Below are 15,805 nucleotides of genomic sequence, written 5' to 3' on the forward strand. Positions count from 1 at the left end.
AGGAGAAACGTAAAGCATCCTTAGAATTGAATGAAAATAAAAATGGTGCTATAGAGATTAAAAGTTTAGATCGTATTAAATAATATTATTTTTTATAATTTTACAAAGATAGCTTCAAATAAATACTATAAAAATGCTAACGTTATGCTTTAGGAAAATTGTGAGGATCATATAGATACAAATTAAGTATCAATATAAACTTGATAATATTAAAATACAAAAATATTAAGAATAAATAGTTAAAATAATGTATCTGAAATTTAATATCCCAAAGAACATTTGGCTAAAGTCAGGTGTTCTTTTTTAATTATAAATATTTATATTACATTAATTCCAAATAATATTATTTTATGATTGACTAAGACAATAAACTGGATTATAATAATAGTATATTGACTAAGACAATAAAATTATATGGGGGTGGATTATTGATAGGATTAGAATATATTCTGGGTTTATATAATATGCCCCATGTGGATTTAGCAGAAAACCTAGGAATAAAAAAACAGAATATAAATTTATGGGTTAAAAGAAAACAAAAAATACCAAAAAAATATCTCCCCATATTAGAAGAGTTTTTTGGATTGAATCAAGAGTATTTCAATAAAGAATTATCAGAGATAGAAAAGCTAGAAATTCAAAAGGAAAAATTAAAAAAGGATTTAAAGCCAGTTATAAAAAAACATGAAGAACAGTTTGTGATTGGAGAAGTAAATGATTTAGTTGATGTACCAGTATATGATAAAGAAGAGATAAACTCTATCGAAAGAAGTATAGAGAAGGCAAAATTAGTTGAAAAATTCAAACAAGCATTAGATATATTAGATAAAAATCCTTATATGGATACTTATAAACTAATTATTCAGTTACTGGAAAATGTAGTACATGAACCAGTATTTAATAAGACTATTGAAGCCTTGGCTCATTACTATGAAGTATTACCTGATTGGGTAACTAGCGAGCCAGAACAAGATGGTTTTGAAGGGGAAATTTTTGAAGTATTTGATGATCATAATTATTAAACAGAGGGAGGAATTGGACAATGGCAACAGGAAATATTGGATTTGAAGAAACATTGTGGAAATCAGCAGATAAATTAAGGGGTAGTATGGATGCCTCAGAGTATAAACATGTAGTATTAGGACTTTTATTTTTAAAGTACATATCCGATAAATTCGAAACTAAATATAATGAGTTAGTAGAAGAAGGGGAAGGATTTGAAGAAGACAGGGATGAATACACATATGAAAATATATTCTGGGTTCCAAAGGAAGCTAGATGGGATTATATAAAGGATAGTGCAAAGGATCCTAAAATAGGTCAATACATAGACGATGCCATGATTTTAATAGAAAAGGAAAATCCAACTCTAAAAGGAGTACTGACAAAGAGATATGCAAGACCAGAATTGGATAAGAGAAGACTAGGAGAGCTAATAGATTTAATATCTACAATCAAGCTTCACAAAAATGGTGAAAAGGACTTATTAGGTAGAGTATATGAATACTTCTTAGGTAAATTTGCCAGTGCAGAAGGTAAGGGGGGAGGAGAATTCTATACCCCTACATCTGTAGTTAAGACATTGGTAGAGATGATAGAACCTTATAAGGGAAGAATTTACGACCCATGTTGTGGTAGTGGAGGCATGTTTGTACAAAGTGAAAAATTCGTAGAAGAGCATCAGGGTAAAATAGAAAATCTTTCGATCTATGGTCAGGAATTAAATGCTATAACTTGGAAACTATGTAAGATGAATCTTGCTATTAGAGGATTAGATGCTAATTTAGGTTCTCACCATGATGACACCTTCCACAATGACTTACATAAAACATTGAAAGCAGACTATATCTTGGCAAACCCACCCTTTAATATCAGTGACTGGGGTGGAGGAGATTTAGTAGATGATGTGAGATGGAAATATGGAGCACCACCAGCAGGAAATGCAAACTATGCTTGGCTTCAACATATGGTCTATCACTTATCACCAAATGGCAGTGCAGGAATAGTTCTTGCCAATGGAGCATTAAGCAGTAATACATCAAATGAAGGAGAAATAAGAAAGAATCTACTGGAATCAGACCTAGTAGATGCCATAGTTGCATTGCCAGATAAATTATTCTATTCCACAGGAATACCAGTATCCCTATGGATACTTAATAGAAATAAAAAGAACAATCCTAAATTTAGAAGTAGAGAAAAAGAGATATTATTCATAGATGCTAGACACCTAGGAGAAATGATAGATAGACGTCATAGAGAATTGAATGATGAAGATATAAATAAAATAGCAGAAACATATCATAACTGGAGAAACTTAGATAATGGAGAATTGAAAATTAAGAATGAAGAATTAAAAAATAATAAGAATAAAAGATCTCTATATACTACTAATGAAGATGAATTACCCCTTGTAGCAGAAGAAAGTGTTGAATATAAAACGTATGAAGATATAAAAGGATTCTCTAAATCATCTACCCTTGAAGAAGTAAAGGGAAATGAATATGTATTAACCCCCGGGAGATATGTAGGAATAGAAGAAGTAGAAGATGATGGAATACCCTTTGAAGAAAAAATGGAGAACTTAACATCAGAGTTAAGTCAGTTATTTAAAAAATCAAGAGACCTAGAGGAAGAGATAAGGGAGAATCTAGGAGGTATTGGGTATGAGATCTAATGAGTGGAAAAGTATAAAAATAAGTAATCTTTGTAGAATACGAAGAGGAGCATCTCCTAGACCTATTAAAGATTATATTAGAGATTCAGGCATACCTTGGGTTAAAATCGCAGATGCAACATCATTAAATTCAAGATTTATAAATGAAACTAAACAATATATTAAAATAGAAGGAAAGAAAAAGAGTAGGTATATTGAGTCTGGAACATTAATTTTGTCAAATAGTGCAACACCAGGTCTTCCAAAAATTATGGGAATAGATGCATGTGTACATGATGGTTGGTTGATAGTCGATGAATTTGATGGTGTAGAAAAGTTATATTTATATTATAGTTTCATTAATGAGAGAGAAAGATTATTAAGATTATCAAATGGAAGCGTATTTAGAAATTTAAAGACTGATATAGTCAAAAATTATACAATAAATTTACCACCACTATCAGAACAAAAAGCAATTGCAAATATACTTTCAACCCTAGACGAAAAAATTGAAATTAATAATCAAATTAATAAAAAGCAAGAAGAAATGGCTCAAGAAATTTTCAAACATTGGTTCGTAGATTTTGAATTTCCAAATGAAGATGGGCAACCATATAAATCTAGTGGTGGAGAAATGGTAGAAAGTGAATTGGGTATGATTCCTAAAGGGTGGGAAGTGAAAAAATTACTGGAACTAAATCTTTTTACTTCTGATTATGTAGCAAATGGTAGCTTTAAATCTTTAAAAGACAATGTAACCTTATCAGAAGAACAAGAATATGCAGTTTTTATACGAAATACTGATTTGAAAAATAAATTTAAATCTGGAATGAAATATGTAGATAAGCACTCATATGAATTTTTATCTAAAACTAAACTATATGGTGATGAAGTAATAATATCAAATGTTGCTGATGTTGGAAGTGTTTATTTATGTCCTGAACTTGAAATGCCAATGACTTTAGGTAATAATGTTATTATGTTAAAATCAGAAATTAATTCAAGGCTAAATTATTATTTTTATAGATTATTCAAGTCAAAATATGGACAATATATGCTCAAAACAATAACAAGTGGATCTGCTCAGATGAAGTTCAATAAAACAGATTTCAGAAATTTAAAGATAGCATTCCCAAATGATAGTATTTTAAATGAATTCTTAAATATAGAAAATGCAATAGAAAATTCAGAACATAAGTATGATGAAGAAAATAGAAAATTACAAAATCTCCGTGACACCCTACTACCAAAACTTATGTCAAGAGAAATTAGAGTACCTTTAAATAATGAAGAATTAGAAATGGAGAATTAAAAAAATTTTTAAATTCAAAATGAGGAGGTCATCTATTATGAAATTTGGCATGAGAAAGCCAAGTTTGAAGAAGAGAATAGCTGCAAGGACCAGTATTAAAAGACAGATTGTTCATAGAGCAGGATTGAAGATGCCTAAGGGCTATGGATGGGTTAGAAATCCTAAGAAATATGCTTATAACAAGGTATATAATAGAACAACATTTGACATTTTTAAGTTATTGAAGAAACTTTTTAAATAATGGAGAATTATCAATTCTCAATTCAACAAAAGGGGGTATGGACTTGAGTTTACATGAAAATTTTACCGAAGATTTTTTAGAGGAAGCTGCCATAGAGATATTACAGGGATTGGGATATGACTATGTATTTGCTCCAGATATATCCTGTGATGGTAATTATCCAGAAAGAAAGGATTATCATGAGGTTATATTGGAACAGAGGGTAAGGGATGCCCTATTTAGTATAAATAGAGATTTACCAGAAGAGGCATTGGAAGATGCATATAGACAGATCATTACTTTTAACAGTCCTAGTTTGACGGAGAATAATAGATACTTTCACAAATTAATGGTGGAAGGTATAGAGGTATCCTATAAGGATGGAAATAATATAAGAACTAAGAGAGCCTTTATTATAGATTTTGAAAACCCTGATAACAATGATTTCTTAGCAACCAATCAATTTACCATTATTGAAAAGGAAGAGAGAAGGCCAGATTTAATTATATTTGTAAATGGAATTCCCCTTGTGGTAATAGAATTAAAATCAGCCAGTGATGAAAATGCAGGAATTGAAGAGGCATATAATCAGATACAGACCTATAAAAATGATATTCCTACACTTTTTAATTATAATGCCTTTTGTATATTATCCGATGGTATAAATGCCAAGGCAGGAACTATCACTTCCAGTGAAGAGTGGTTTATGAATTGGAGAAGTATTGATGGTGAAACAGTTGAGCCATTGTCAAAACCCCAATATGAAGTGTTATTTAGTGGTATGCTTGCTAAGGATAGATTATTAGATATTACTCGTAATTTCCTATTATTTCAAGAATCTAAGGAAGAAGCCAGGGATCAAGCAGGTAATAAAATAGGAGATAACAAAACTATTATAAAGATATTATCAGCCTATCATCAGTATTATGCAGTGAAAAAGGCTATTGAAAAGACTAAGGAAGCCACTACTGAAGATGGAGATAGAAAAATAGGGGTAATATGGCATACCCAAGGATCTGGAAAGAGTTTTTCTATGGTATTTTATACATCAGGATTAGTACGGGAGTTAAATAATCCTACTATAGTTGTAATAACCGATAGAAATGATTTAGATGATCAATTGTTTACTATCTTTACCAAGTCAGAGGATATTTTAAGACAGACTCCAAAGCAGGCCAATGTTAGAAAGTTGACTGAAGGACAAAAGAGTAGTCAAGCAAAGGAAAATTCTAAGGAAGTTAATGGTCTATTTGATCTCCTAAATGAAAGGGAATCTGGAGGTATAATATTTACCACTATACAAAAGTTTAAGCCTGAAGAAGGAGATATGCCTGTTCTTACCGATAGAAGAAATGTTATAGTCATAGCAGATGAAGCCCATAGAAGTCAATATGGACTGAAGGCGAAAACAGAGATGAAAACAGGGGATGTTAAATATGGATATGCTAAGTATTTAAGGGATGCTCTACCTAATGCATCTTTTATAGGATTTACCGGTACTCCTATAGAGTTGGAGGATAAATCCACACCGGCAGTATTTGGTAACTATATTGATATTTATGATATGACTAGAGCTGTTGAGGATGAGGCCACAGTAAAGATATATTATGAAAATAGAATTATTAAATTAGAAACTGATGAGAATGAATTGAAGAAGATAGACGATGAATTTGAAGAAGTAACAGAAGGTCAAGAGGATTTTGAAAGGGAAAAGAATAAAACCAAATGGTCCAGATTAGAAGCAATAGTAGGATCTCCTAATAGAATCAAAAAATTAGCTGAAGATATAGTAAATCACTATGAAGAAAAAACCAAAACCATAGATGGAAAAGCCATGGTTGTATGCATGAGTAGAAGAATATGTGCAGAATTATATGATGAAATAGTACATTTAAGACCTAGTTGGCATAGTGATGATGTGGATAAAGGTAAGATTAAGGTAGTGATGACTGGCAGTGCATCAGATAATGAAAAATTACAGAAACATACTGGAGGCAAGAGAAGGAGAGATACCCTGGCTAAAAGGATGAAGGACAATAATGATGAACTAAAGATTGTTATTGTCAGAGATATGTGGCTAACTGGATTTGATGTACCTTCCATGCATACCATGTATATAGACAAACCTATGAAAGGTCATAATCTAATGCAAGCCATTGCCAGGGTAAATAGGGTATTTAAAAATAAATCCGGTGGAGTAGTAGTAGATTATCTAGGAATTTTAGAAAGTTTAAAGAGAGCATTGAAACAGTATACAGATTCTGATAAGAAAAACACCGGAATAGATACCTCCGTTGCTGTATCCATCATGTTAGAAAAATTGGAGATACTTCAGGATATGATGCATGGATTTGACTATTCTAATTATATGGGTGATTCTAAAGTTGAAAGAATGAGAGCTATTGCTGGGGGAATGGATTTTATCCTTGGAAAGTCAGAGGAGGAGCAAAAGGAATTTAAGCAGATAGCTATAGAGTTAGCTAAGGCCCATTCCCTATGTGCTGCTACAGATGAGGGTAAAAAGAAGGCTCTAGAAGTAAGTTATTTTAAGGCAGTAAAGGCAAGTTTGACTAAATTAAAGGAAAAGGATCCTAATAGGAAGTCTAAAAAGGAAATAGAAGCAAGGGTAAATCAAATGTTAGAACGTTCTATAATATCAGAGGATGTGATAGATGTATTTGATACTATGGGACTGAAAAGACCAGAGGTTTCAATTTTATCTGAAAAATTCCTAGAAGAAGTAAAGGAAATCAAGCATAAAAACTTAGCAGTAGAAATGCTTAAAAAACTATTAGAAGGCAATATAAAGACCATGGAAAAGAGAAATCTAGTAAAATCAGAGAAATACTCTGATAAACTCAAAAAAGCCCTCAATAAATATCGTAATCAAGCCATTACCAATGCAGAAGTTATAGAAGAACTTATAAAAATGGCCCATGAAATGAAGTCTGCAAAGGAAGAGGAAAAGGATCTAGGTCTAAATGATGATGAGATAGCTTTCTATGATGTTTTAACTGCTGATGAAATAGTTAAGGATTTAATGGAAGATGAAACCCTTAAGAAAATAGCACAAGAATTAACCTATGCTATTAGAAGTAATATAACCATTGACTGGGGCATTAGAAAAAGTGCTCAAGCTGGTATGAGAAGAATTATAAAGAGATTACTTAAAAAATATGATTATCCTCCAAAGCAAGCTAAAAAAGCCCTAGCTGTTGTAATGAAGCAGGCCGAGAAGATGTGTGGAAATGTCAGCTTAGAGGACATCCAGTATGGCATGGTGGCAGAGGATGACCAGGATTATTTAATGGATTGAGATACAAACTATATTAATAGGTTTTATCTATAGTAAAATTTAAATTAATTAGAATAGTGCTTAGTTCAAATTTAAATAGAATAATCTTATTTAAAGGATTAATGTAAAACACGATACTCAACGTTCAAGATAAAAAAGTATATAGTAAATTTACTATATACTTTTTATCTTGTTGTAATTAAAAAATAAAGGTTATCAACATCTTTTATAAATGTGATGAGGAGTGAAGCAGTTTGATAGTTACAGGATATAAGATAAATAATTATAAATCTATAGGAAATGAAAATAATTACTTGTTTTTAGACCCGAATATAACAGCTTTAATAGGGAAAAATGAATCTGGAAAAAGTAATATTTTAGAAGCAGTAGCTAAATTATCTTTTAATAAACCTTTAGATAGTATTTATTTAGCTAATAAGAATCGAGGTTCAAACGAAGAAATATCTGTTTTGGTAGATATGGAATTTTATAAGTATGAATTATCCAAATATAATATAAGTCAAGAAAAATCTAGAATAAGTTTTTTAGACTCATCAACAATTAATATTGAAGGTGGTTTTGCTAAATTAATTAAAAATGATTCATTATTGACTTCGTTAATTAATAAGCTTATTGAGAGTAAGAACAATAGGAAACTATGGGGAAATGATACAAATCGTTTAAAGCATATATCTAATTATTGTAATGAGTTAGTAAATATTTCTTCACAAATTTTTACTAATCATAACATGAAATTAAACAATTTAAAAAAGTGGATAATTAAAGACTATGACAATAAAGAATATGTGATAAAAACAATAGATAATATAATTAGTACTTTAGAACATTATTATAATTTATTACCACGTATTTATTACAGAGAAAAAGATAGACAACTGAGCGCTAGGTATAAGTATGATGAAATAAAGAATATAATAAATGAACCAGACCATATTTTTAATAGGTTTTTGTCAGTAGCAAAAATCTCGGAAAGTGAAATAATAGGAGCTTTTGAAGCATCTTCTTTAGGGGAGAAGAAAACGATTAGGAATAAAATTGGTGAAAAGATTAAAGAAAACATTGAAGAACAATTTAATAAATTTTATAAACAAGAAAAAATTTTATTTGAAATTGATTATGATAATATGATATTTACAATATGTTTTTCTACAGGTGATAAAATAACGGATTTAAGTGAAAGAAGTAATGGTCTACGATGGTATCTAAGTTTATTCTTAGACATAAGATCTCATGACTATAAAAATTTCCCAATATTATTTTTACTTGATGAACCAGGAGTACATTTGCACGTAAATGCGCAAAAAAAGTTGCTAGATTTATTCAAAGATTTAGCAAATAATAATAACCAAATACTTTATACAACACACTCACCATATATGATAAATAATCGAGATATTACAAACATTAGAGCAATAGAAAAAGATAGTGACGGAAATACTAAGATATATAAAAATGCTTATAATCAAAGGCTGTCGAATGATTCAAAAATGGAAACTCTTTCACCATTAGTTAATGCAATTGGATCAGATTTAAAATTTAATATTGGTCCCTCTAGTAAATGTAATATTATTACGGAAGGTATTTCAGATTATATGTATATTAATGCTATGTTGGATTATTTAGAAATTAACGATAAACCAAATATCATTCCATCAGCTGGAGTTAATAATATAAATAGAATTGTATCAATTTTAATAGGATGGGGATGTGATTTTAAGATACTATTAGATTATGATAAGCAAGGAGAAGCTGAATATAATGTTTTAGTTAATAAACTTGATGAGGAACTAATAAGTAAAATATATTTTGTTAATTGTAAGACTGAACCTAATGAAAAAGAAATGAAATCTTTTCCAAAAACTATTGAATCTTTGATAAGTGAAAATGACTATAATAATCTTGCTATTCCATATGATGGAACAAGTGAAACCAAGATGTTATCTGCAAAAGAATTCTGTAGCAAATTAAAAATGAAAGAGATTGATGTAGAAGATAATACGATTTCAAAATTTAAAAATTTATTTTATAAATTAGGTATAGATTAAATAAATTGTAATTATTCAAATAACTCATTATAATCAATATTTAAAGCTTTAACAATTGCCTTTATTTCATAATCTAGTAAATATCTAGTGTGATTCTCAATTTTTGTAATCATAGGTCTGTCAATCTCAATACCTTGTACATTTAATCTAGCTGTTAATTGTTCTTGGGTTATTCTTTTTTGTTTTCTTATTTTTTTTATTTTATGACCCAAAATGTTTCTTTTTTCCATTATAATCATCCTAAAATAAAATATTATGTATTAATTTTAATGGAAAGATAATACTATAATGTGTGATTATCACACATTATAGTATTTTTGTATGTTTTTTATTATATGAGGGGTGAATTATATGAAAAGTTACAAACCTAAAGTAAAAGATATATCGTTATTTAAAGAAATAGCTCAAAATTTAGTGAATCCTTTAGAGGTTATAAGAGAAGCAATTAGTAATTCACATGATGCAGAATCAAAAACTATTTCAATTATAATATCAAGAAGTGATGATGGAAGATTCATCCTAGAGATTCAAGATGATGGTGTAGGTATGAATATATATGATATTCATAGGTTTTTTAATTTGGGCGATTCAATAAAAAGAAAGCCGGGAATAGGGGAAAAAGGTTTAGGAACAAAAACATTTTTTAAAAGTGAAGGAATTGTATTATTAACACAGACAAGTGAGAATGACGCCTTTAAAGTAGAAATGAAAGAACCCTGGAAAAATTTATGTAATAATAAATTACCTGAGTATAATATCAAAAATATAGATCCACAGACAGGTAGAAGAGGAACCACTGTTAGAATAGAAGGATATATAATTGATAATCCTGAAAAATATTTCAATTTTGAAACAGTAAAAGATTATATAGTATGGTTTACTGCTGCTGGTAGTTTTAAAACTTATTTTGCAAATTGTTCTGAGTTAAATAAATATGTACATAACATGCAAATAGCACCAAGAATCTTTTTAGAAGACCACATATTAGGATCTAAAGAAGAGATTTCGGGAGTACATCCATTTCATCCACCACAAGAAAATCCAACCGATGACAAACACAAAAAAGTGTATAAAAAATCAGTTAATTATTGTAGACACTTTGGTCCTTTTCATGAACCCACTAATATAAATGGAGAGTATGTATCTTTTTAAATATATGGTATAATTGCAGGAATTAATTGTAGAAAAAAAGTAGTTAAATTGAGGCAGGGAGAAACACTTAAATCAAGATTTGGGATATATTTAGCCAAAGATTTTATTCCGATAGTAAAGAGAAATGATTTAACGACAAATCCAAATTATCATCACTTTGATATTCTTATTAATTCTCAAACATTTGAATTGACAGCAGATAGGAATAATATTTCTAATGAAGATGACCCTAAAGTAAAATGGGTTCTTGAAAGAGCTAGGAAAATAATAGAAGAGGAAATAATGCCTATTGCTGAAGAAAGTTACTTTAAACTAAGAAAATATGAAGAAATAGATAAGGCAATAAGAGATAAAAAAAATGAGATTCAGTTAAGATTAGAAAAATTTGATACAATAGCAAATCTGAATATAAGTGAAATTCCAATATTAAAAAGTCCAGATAATGAATCGCAAGTTTCTTTGCTATTTACGTCTTTAATTTCAAATAGTGAAATGAAAAATGAGATAAAATATATTAAGAAAATAGGACAGTATTCACATCAATCTACAACTGATATGATATGTATAGATAATGAAAATAATAAAGTCTTAGTAGAAATTGAGTATAAATTAAGTTCATTATTTAAGCATGACCATCCTTATGAAACATTTGATTATGTTGTATGCTGGGATGTTGACTTAGATATAAATGAAAAAAAGAGATTAAGAGATGGCAATGTATTAGTGTTAAAAAAGGAAGGCGAAAAATGGATTCTAAAATATGGAGCCCAAAAAGTAATTCCTATTATAGAGCTAAAATCAGTAATAAATAAAATAAGAAAAATTTAAAAATTGCATGTCGGTATATAGTTATAGATGATTCAAATTAATTATAGATAAGGATAATGTTTAAAGTTATGTGTGGAACTGCCTTTGTAATCAATAAATACATTTACTTATACTTACACATTAACATAAACAAAGTGAAAATAATTGTTGAATACTAAAATTATCTATGTCTTAAATATGTAATTCAATGGTGTTATAGAGAATAGCATTGGACCCATGCTATAAGGATATAGAAAATTTATATAAGAATGATCTCGAATGGATAGTACTGATTAGCACCAGTACTATGTTACCATAAACACATTTTTTATTTAATTTATTTTACTCCGTTAAATTAAGCCTTTATAAAATTCTATATTTAAATAAATGTGTCTAAATAATTTATTAAATTATTATATAAAAATTTGATTGCATGACAAATGCTATATAAATATGAGTTGTAGAGTGTCTAAATTAAAAATAACGGCAATATATCACAATACAGTAAATAGAATGGTTAGATAAAATTATACAAAAGGCAAGTGTCCATATAAATTTGCACATCTGCCACAAGGATTGGTATACTTTAAAAATTACAAAAGATAAAATACATTTCAATAAATAATGAGGATCAAATATTAACCCCTACTAAATTAGGGAAATCAATATATGATGTGGTAAATCAGTCCATTCCATCCCTTTTAAGGCCAGAATTAACATCCAGCTGGGAGAAAGGCCTAGGAATGATAGCCAATGGAGAGATACAGTCCGATGAGTACACGAAAAAGCTAGAAGGATATATAATGAGAAACACTCAATTAGTGAATCCCTTTATAATTTATAATATAATCAAATACCATGGAAATGAATAAGTGAAATTTAAAATAGGCTGTACTAATTAGGGATACTTATAGTGCAATCTATTTTTAAATTATATAAGCAATTGTAATAAATCATTGCCAAAGTTTGATTTTATCTTTTGTAACTATAGTATATGTTGAGAATATTGATTTTTTAGAAAAAATACAAGTACATTTATTATACAAAGAAAATAGTAAAAATCAAACAAAGAATGGAGTTTGCAATTCACTGAATCATCGGCTAAATAAAATATGATATAATGAATTTATATCTATATTTTGGCAATTATTATTTATATTTTTATTTAATATTAGGTAATTAGCTTTTGTATATAGTTAATTAAAAGGTAGGAGAGAAATATGTAAGTGTTTATCCTACTATTAATTTTCTTATCAATTATAGTGATTTTTTATAAGATTGCTTTTAATAAAAACACATTACAATCAGAAATCGTAATATATTAATGTTGTATTTAATGGATTAGATTATTATTAAGAGGAGAGGATAACATGGAATTGAAACTTAATTTAAGAAATAATTCATACGATTACCTAATAAATTCTATTGATACTTATGAGAAGGCTATCAATTATGGGGATCATCATCTTACTACATATTATGAAAAACTGAAGCTAAAAACATCCTTTATATTACTACTTCAATCATATGAGCTCATGTTAAAGGCAATATTATATGATAAGCATAAAAATCTTATATATACAAATATTGATTTACAAAGGTTAGATAATGCTCATACTGTTAGTTTTATAAATGCTATTAATCGTATAAATAACTTTACTGAATATACAATAGAAGAAAAAGATAAAACAGTTTTAATTAAATGTAGCAAATTACGTAATGATTTTATACATTATCAAGTAAACATTCACTTTGAGCAATTAAGACAAGAACTATTAAATTTATTTGTATTATATAACAAAATTCATTGTTATTTTTATGGTCATTATATAAAAATCTCTCATTGGAAAGATATAAAGTTAGAAAAACAGATAAACAATAAATTTAAAAATATTTTAAACGATACTAATTTTACTATTTTCAGAGGGCGAGACTTTTTAAAGGAAAATTTGCAAGAATTTAAAAAAGAATTAGAATCTAACCAAAATTATCACCATTATATATCTGTTAATAATAAAAAATACAAAAGAATTAAGATGGGATCTGAAAATGATTTTTTTAGAGAATTAGATAAAGTTGAATATATATCAGATATATATGAAAGAGAATATTGTCATGATTGCTTAGCTAAAAATGGAAAGTATCATATGTTTGAATATCATTGTGATTTAGAAGTTTGCCCAGTTTGTGGAGGACAAATATTAACCTGCGGATGTATTAAAAGTAAAGCTGAATAATAAAATGTTTAATTTTCTTATCCATAATTTATAATACATTGGATGGAAAGGAGAATTATTATAACCCCAGTTAATAAATATCAACCATAAGTTTATAAGATGTTCGTTTAATACGGGTACTTTTTAAGAAACACGATTAATGCATTTATTGAGGTTTAAAAACAATATATAGAAAAGAAAAGCCTAGTGAATTAATTATATATTATATTTATGTGAACTTAAGACTTTAATAGAAAGAGGCAATATAAGAGTGGTGATAAAGGACAAGCTAGGGGAAGAAAGAGAAGTTATTTAATTTCAAAATACTGACTTTATATATGATTCTATTTATATATTGTTATAGAATGTCCCATTTAATGATAGAAAACGGAGCATTCATAATAGACTAGTAATGTTAAAATATAGTGAAGTGATTAAATAGTGCCATTATGAATGAGGATAATGTGTATGTTAGATGATCTAGATGCATTTTGTATAAAAAAGGGGAGTAATAACAATGTCAAACTTTGCTTTAGAATTACCAAGTGTTAAAAAGATGAAAAAAGATATATATCGGCTTAAATTTTTAGCACCTTTGGGAGGGAAAAAAGTTAAGGATCAATTAAAACAGCAGGAAAAACAATTTAATAAATTAGTTGAAGGTATTAACAAATTCAATGAAAATTTTTCAAAGAAAGGATGGATTTTATATGATCTCTTTGACATAAATGTTATGTTTAAGGCTAATGAAATATATGAAAAAGAAGGTGCTGCAAATGCCGAGAAAGTCTTAATTGATTACTATATAAATGATTTTGAATTTAATAAGAATAGATTAAATACACATCCAGAATTTATCTGTAGATTTAATTTAATTAACTTAGCATTTGATGATCATATGAATGAAAGATATCATGCTAGTGTTCCTGTCTTCCTTATAATTATTGATGGAATAGTTAATGATTATACAAAAAGAAAAGGATTTTTTGCTGAAGGAACAGATGTTAGTGCTTGGGATTGTTTAGTTGGTGCAGATGAAGCTTTAGATAAACTAAAAAATGCATTTAACCAAAGTAGAAAGAGAACAAATGATGAAAGAATTGAAATGCCATATAGAAATGGAATTTTGCACGGACGGGATTTAAATTACAACAATGCATATGTATCATGTAAATGTTTAGCATTATTATTTGCAATTCATGATTGGATGAGTAAGAAAAAAAATGAAAAAAATAGAAAAGAAAAATTCAAGCAAGAGTCAGTGCCACCTACATTTAAAGAACTTGCAAGACAGATAAGAAAGAATGAGTTTGACAAAAAAAGAATTAGTGAATGGAGTAGAAAAGAGATTCTAATTAATAGAGATATTCCAGAGTCGGGAGATATTCAGGAATATAGCAACTATAAATGCATAGAACCTATTATAAATATGCGTAAATATTGGAAAGAAAAAAATTATGGTAAATTATCTTTGATACTTAATAATATGTATAGATATGAGTCAAATGAAAAACTAAGACCTAAATTATGTAGGCAACAATTTACTAATAAAGAATTTATATCGTTTAAGATTAAAGAAGTTGAGGATAGAGCTATATCACTTAAAAGAATACTTATTGAAGTGAAGTGGAGTATTAAAGATAATGTAAAGAATGCTGAGTTAGAGTTTGGTATAATTTATCAAGATGAAGATGAAAAGGCCTTAATACCAGAAGAAAAGGAGGGTACTTGGGTATTGATACCATGGGATGTGTCTGAATTAAATTCTTTCTAGGAGGAAGAATGTCTATAGCAATTAACAATATTCATTATGAAAAAAACTCAGAAATTATATATTTACCTAAATTTCAAGGATAAGGTATTTTTTAGTACTTTATTCTTCATTATTTTTTATATTTTGTAATTATCGCCACACTATTATAAATCTAGAATGAGGTTTTATGAAATTATAATTAATAAAACTTTTCATTAGCATTATAACTTTTATAAAAGGTTTTATAAATAGAAAAATAGGTACTTAATATATAAGAAGAATATTAAAAGAAGATATGTATAAAGGATTACAGAAGACTAAGTATGTGAAT

Annotated in this window: 12 protein-coding genes; 11 read left to right on the top strand and 1 reads right to left on the bottom strand. The window is 28.2% G+C overall.

The window, feature by feature from the left end; all coding sequences use genetic code 11:
* Positions 1-428: 428 nt before the first annotated feature.
* From GOQ29_RS14235 to GOQ29_RS14260, 6 genes are all read left to right on the top strand, one after another.
* A complete protein-coding gene (locus tag GOQ29_RS14235) occupies positions 429-1,022 on the top strand; it encodes a helix-turn-helix domain-containing protein (RefSeq protein ID WP_203373340.1) in 594 nt (197 codons plus the stop codon).
* Between the two features lie 20 nt (positions 1,023-1,042).
* Entirely contained in the window at positions 1,043-2,674 is a 1,632-nt protein-coding gene (locus tag GOQ29_RS14240; RefSeq protein WP_203373341.1) for a class I SAM-dependent DNA methyltransferase, read from the top strand.
* Positions 2,664-3,965, top strand: coding sequence for a restriction endonuclease subunit S (locus GOQ29_RS14245; protein ID WP_203373342.1), 1,302 nt, complete (start codon positions 2,664-2,666; stop codon positions 3,963-3,965). The genes GOQ29_RS14240 and GOQ29_RS14245 overlap by 11 nt, the downstream gene beginning before the upstream one ends.
* Before the next feature lie 37 nt (positions 3,966-4,002).
* A complete protein-coding gene (locus tag GOQ29_RS14250) occupies positions 4,003-4,206 on the top strand; it encodes a hypothetical protein (RefSeq protein WP_203373343.1) in 204 nt (67 codons plus the stop codon).
* A gap of 43 nt (positions 4,207-4,249) precedes the next feature.
* Complete coding sequence (locus GOQ29_RS14255; protein WP_203373344.1) at positions 4,250-7,501, top strand: type I restriction endonuclease subunit R; 3,252 nt, start codon at positions 4,250-4,252, stop codon at positions 7,499-7,501.
* A gap of 233 nt (positions 7,502-7,734) precedes the next feature.
* Positions 7,735-9,546 (top strand): AAA family ATPase, encoded by a 1,812-nt coding sequence (locus GOQ29_RS14260; RefSeq protein WP_203373345.1) that lies wholly within the window; start codon positions 7,735-7,737, stop codon positions 9,544-9,546.
* Between the two features lie 11 nt (positions 9,547-9,557).
* On the opposite strand, the gene GOQ29_RS14265 is transcribed toward GOQ29_RS14260, so the two are convergent.
* Positions 9,558-9,776: a helix-turn-helix domain-containing protein gene (locus GOQ29_RS14265; RefSeq protein ID WP_252187647.1), complete on the bottom strand. Its 219-nt coding sequence runs from the start codon at positions 9,774-9,776 to the stop codon at positions 9,558-9,560.
* Between the two features lie 121 nt (positions 9,777-9,897).
* Here GOQ29_RS14265 and GOQ29_RS14760 point away from each other — a divergent pair, with 121 nt between their 5' ends.
* The 5 genes from GOQ29_RS14760 to GOQ29_RS14285 all read left to right on the top strand — a co-directional run bounded on the left by GOQ29_RS14760 (position 9,898) and on the right by GOQ29_RS14285 (position 15,495).
* Positions 9,898-10,698 (top strand): ATP-binding protein, encoded by an 801-nt coding sequence (locus GOQ29_RS14760; protein WP_252187648.1) that lies wholly within the window; start codon positions 9,898-9,900, stop codon positions 10,696-10,698.
* 48 nt (positions 10,699-10,746) lie between these two features.
* Positions 10,747-11,526 (top strand): hypothetical protein, encoded by a 780-nt coding sequence (locus GOQ29_RS14765; protein WP_252187649.1) that lies wholly within the window; start codon positions 10,747-10,749, stop codon positions 11,524-11,526.
* Positions 11,527-12,107: 581 nt separating this feature from the next.
* Complete coding sequence (locus GOQ29_RS14275) at positions 12,108-12,377, top strand: DNA topoisomerase (RefSeq protein WP_350446036.1); 270 nt, start codon at positions 12,108-12,110, stop codon at positions 12,375-12,377.
* 498 nt (positions 12,378-12,875) lie between these two features.
* The gene (locus GOQ29_RS14280; protein ID WP_203373347.1) at positions 12,876-13,742 is read left to right on the top strand and encodes a hypothetical protein; all 867 of its coding nucleotides are present in this window, start codon (positions 12,876-12,878) and stop codon (positions 13,740-13,742) included.
* A gap of 496 nt (positions 13,743-14,238) precedes the next feature.
* The gene (locus GOQ29_RS14285; protein ID WP_203373348.1) at positions 14,239-15,495 is read left to right on the top strand and encodes a hypothetical protein; all 1,257 of its coding nucleotides are present in this window, start codon (positions 14,239-14,241) and stop codon (positions 15,493-15,495) included.
* Positions 15,496-15,805: the final 310 nt, after the last annotated feature.

The organism is Anaeromonas gelatinilytica, assembly GCF_016820635.1.
Classification (GTDB): domain Bacteria; phylum Bacillota; class Clostridia; order Tissierellales; family SIT17; genus Anaeromonas; species Anaeromonas gelatinilytica.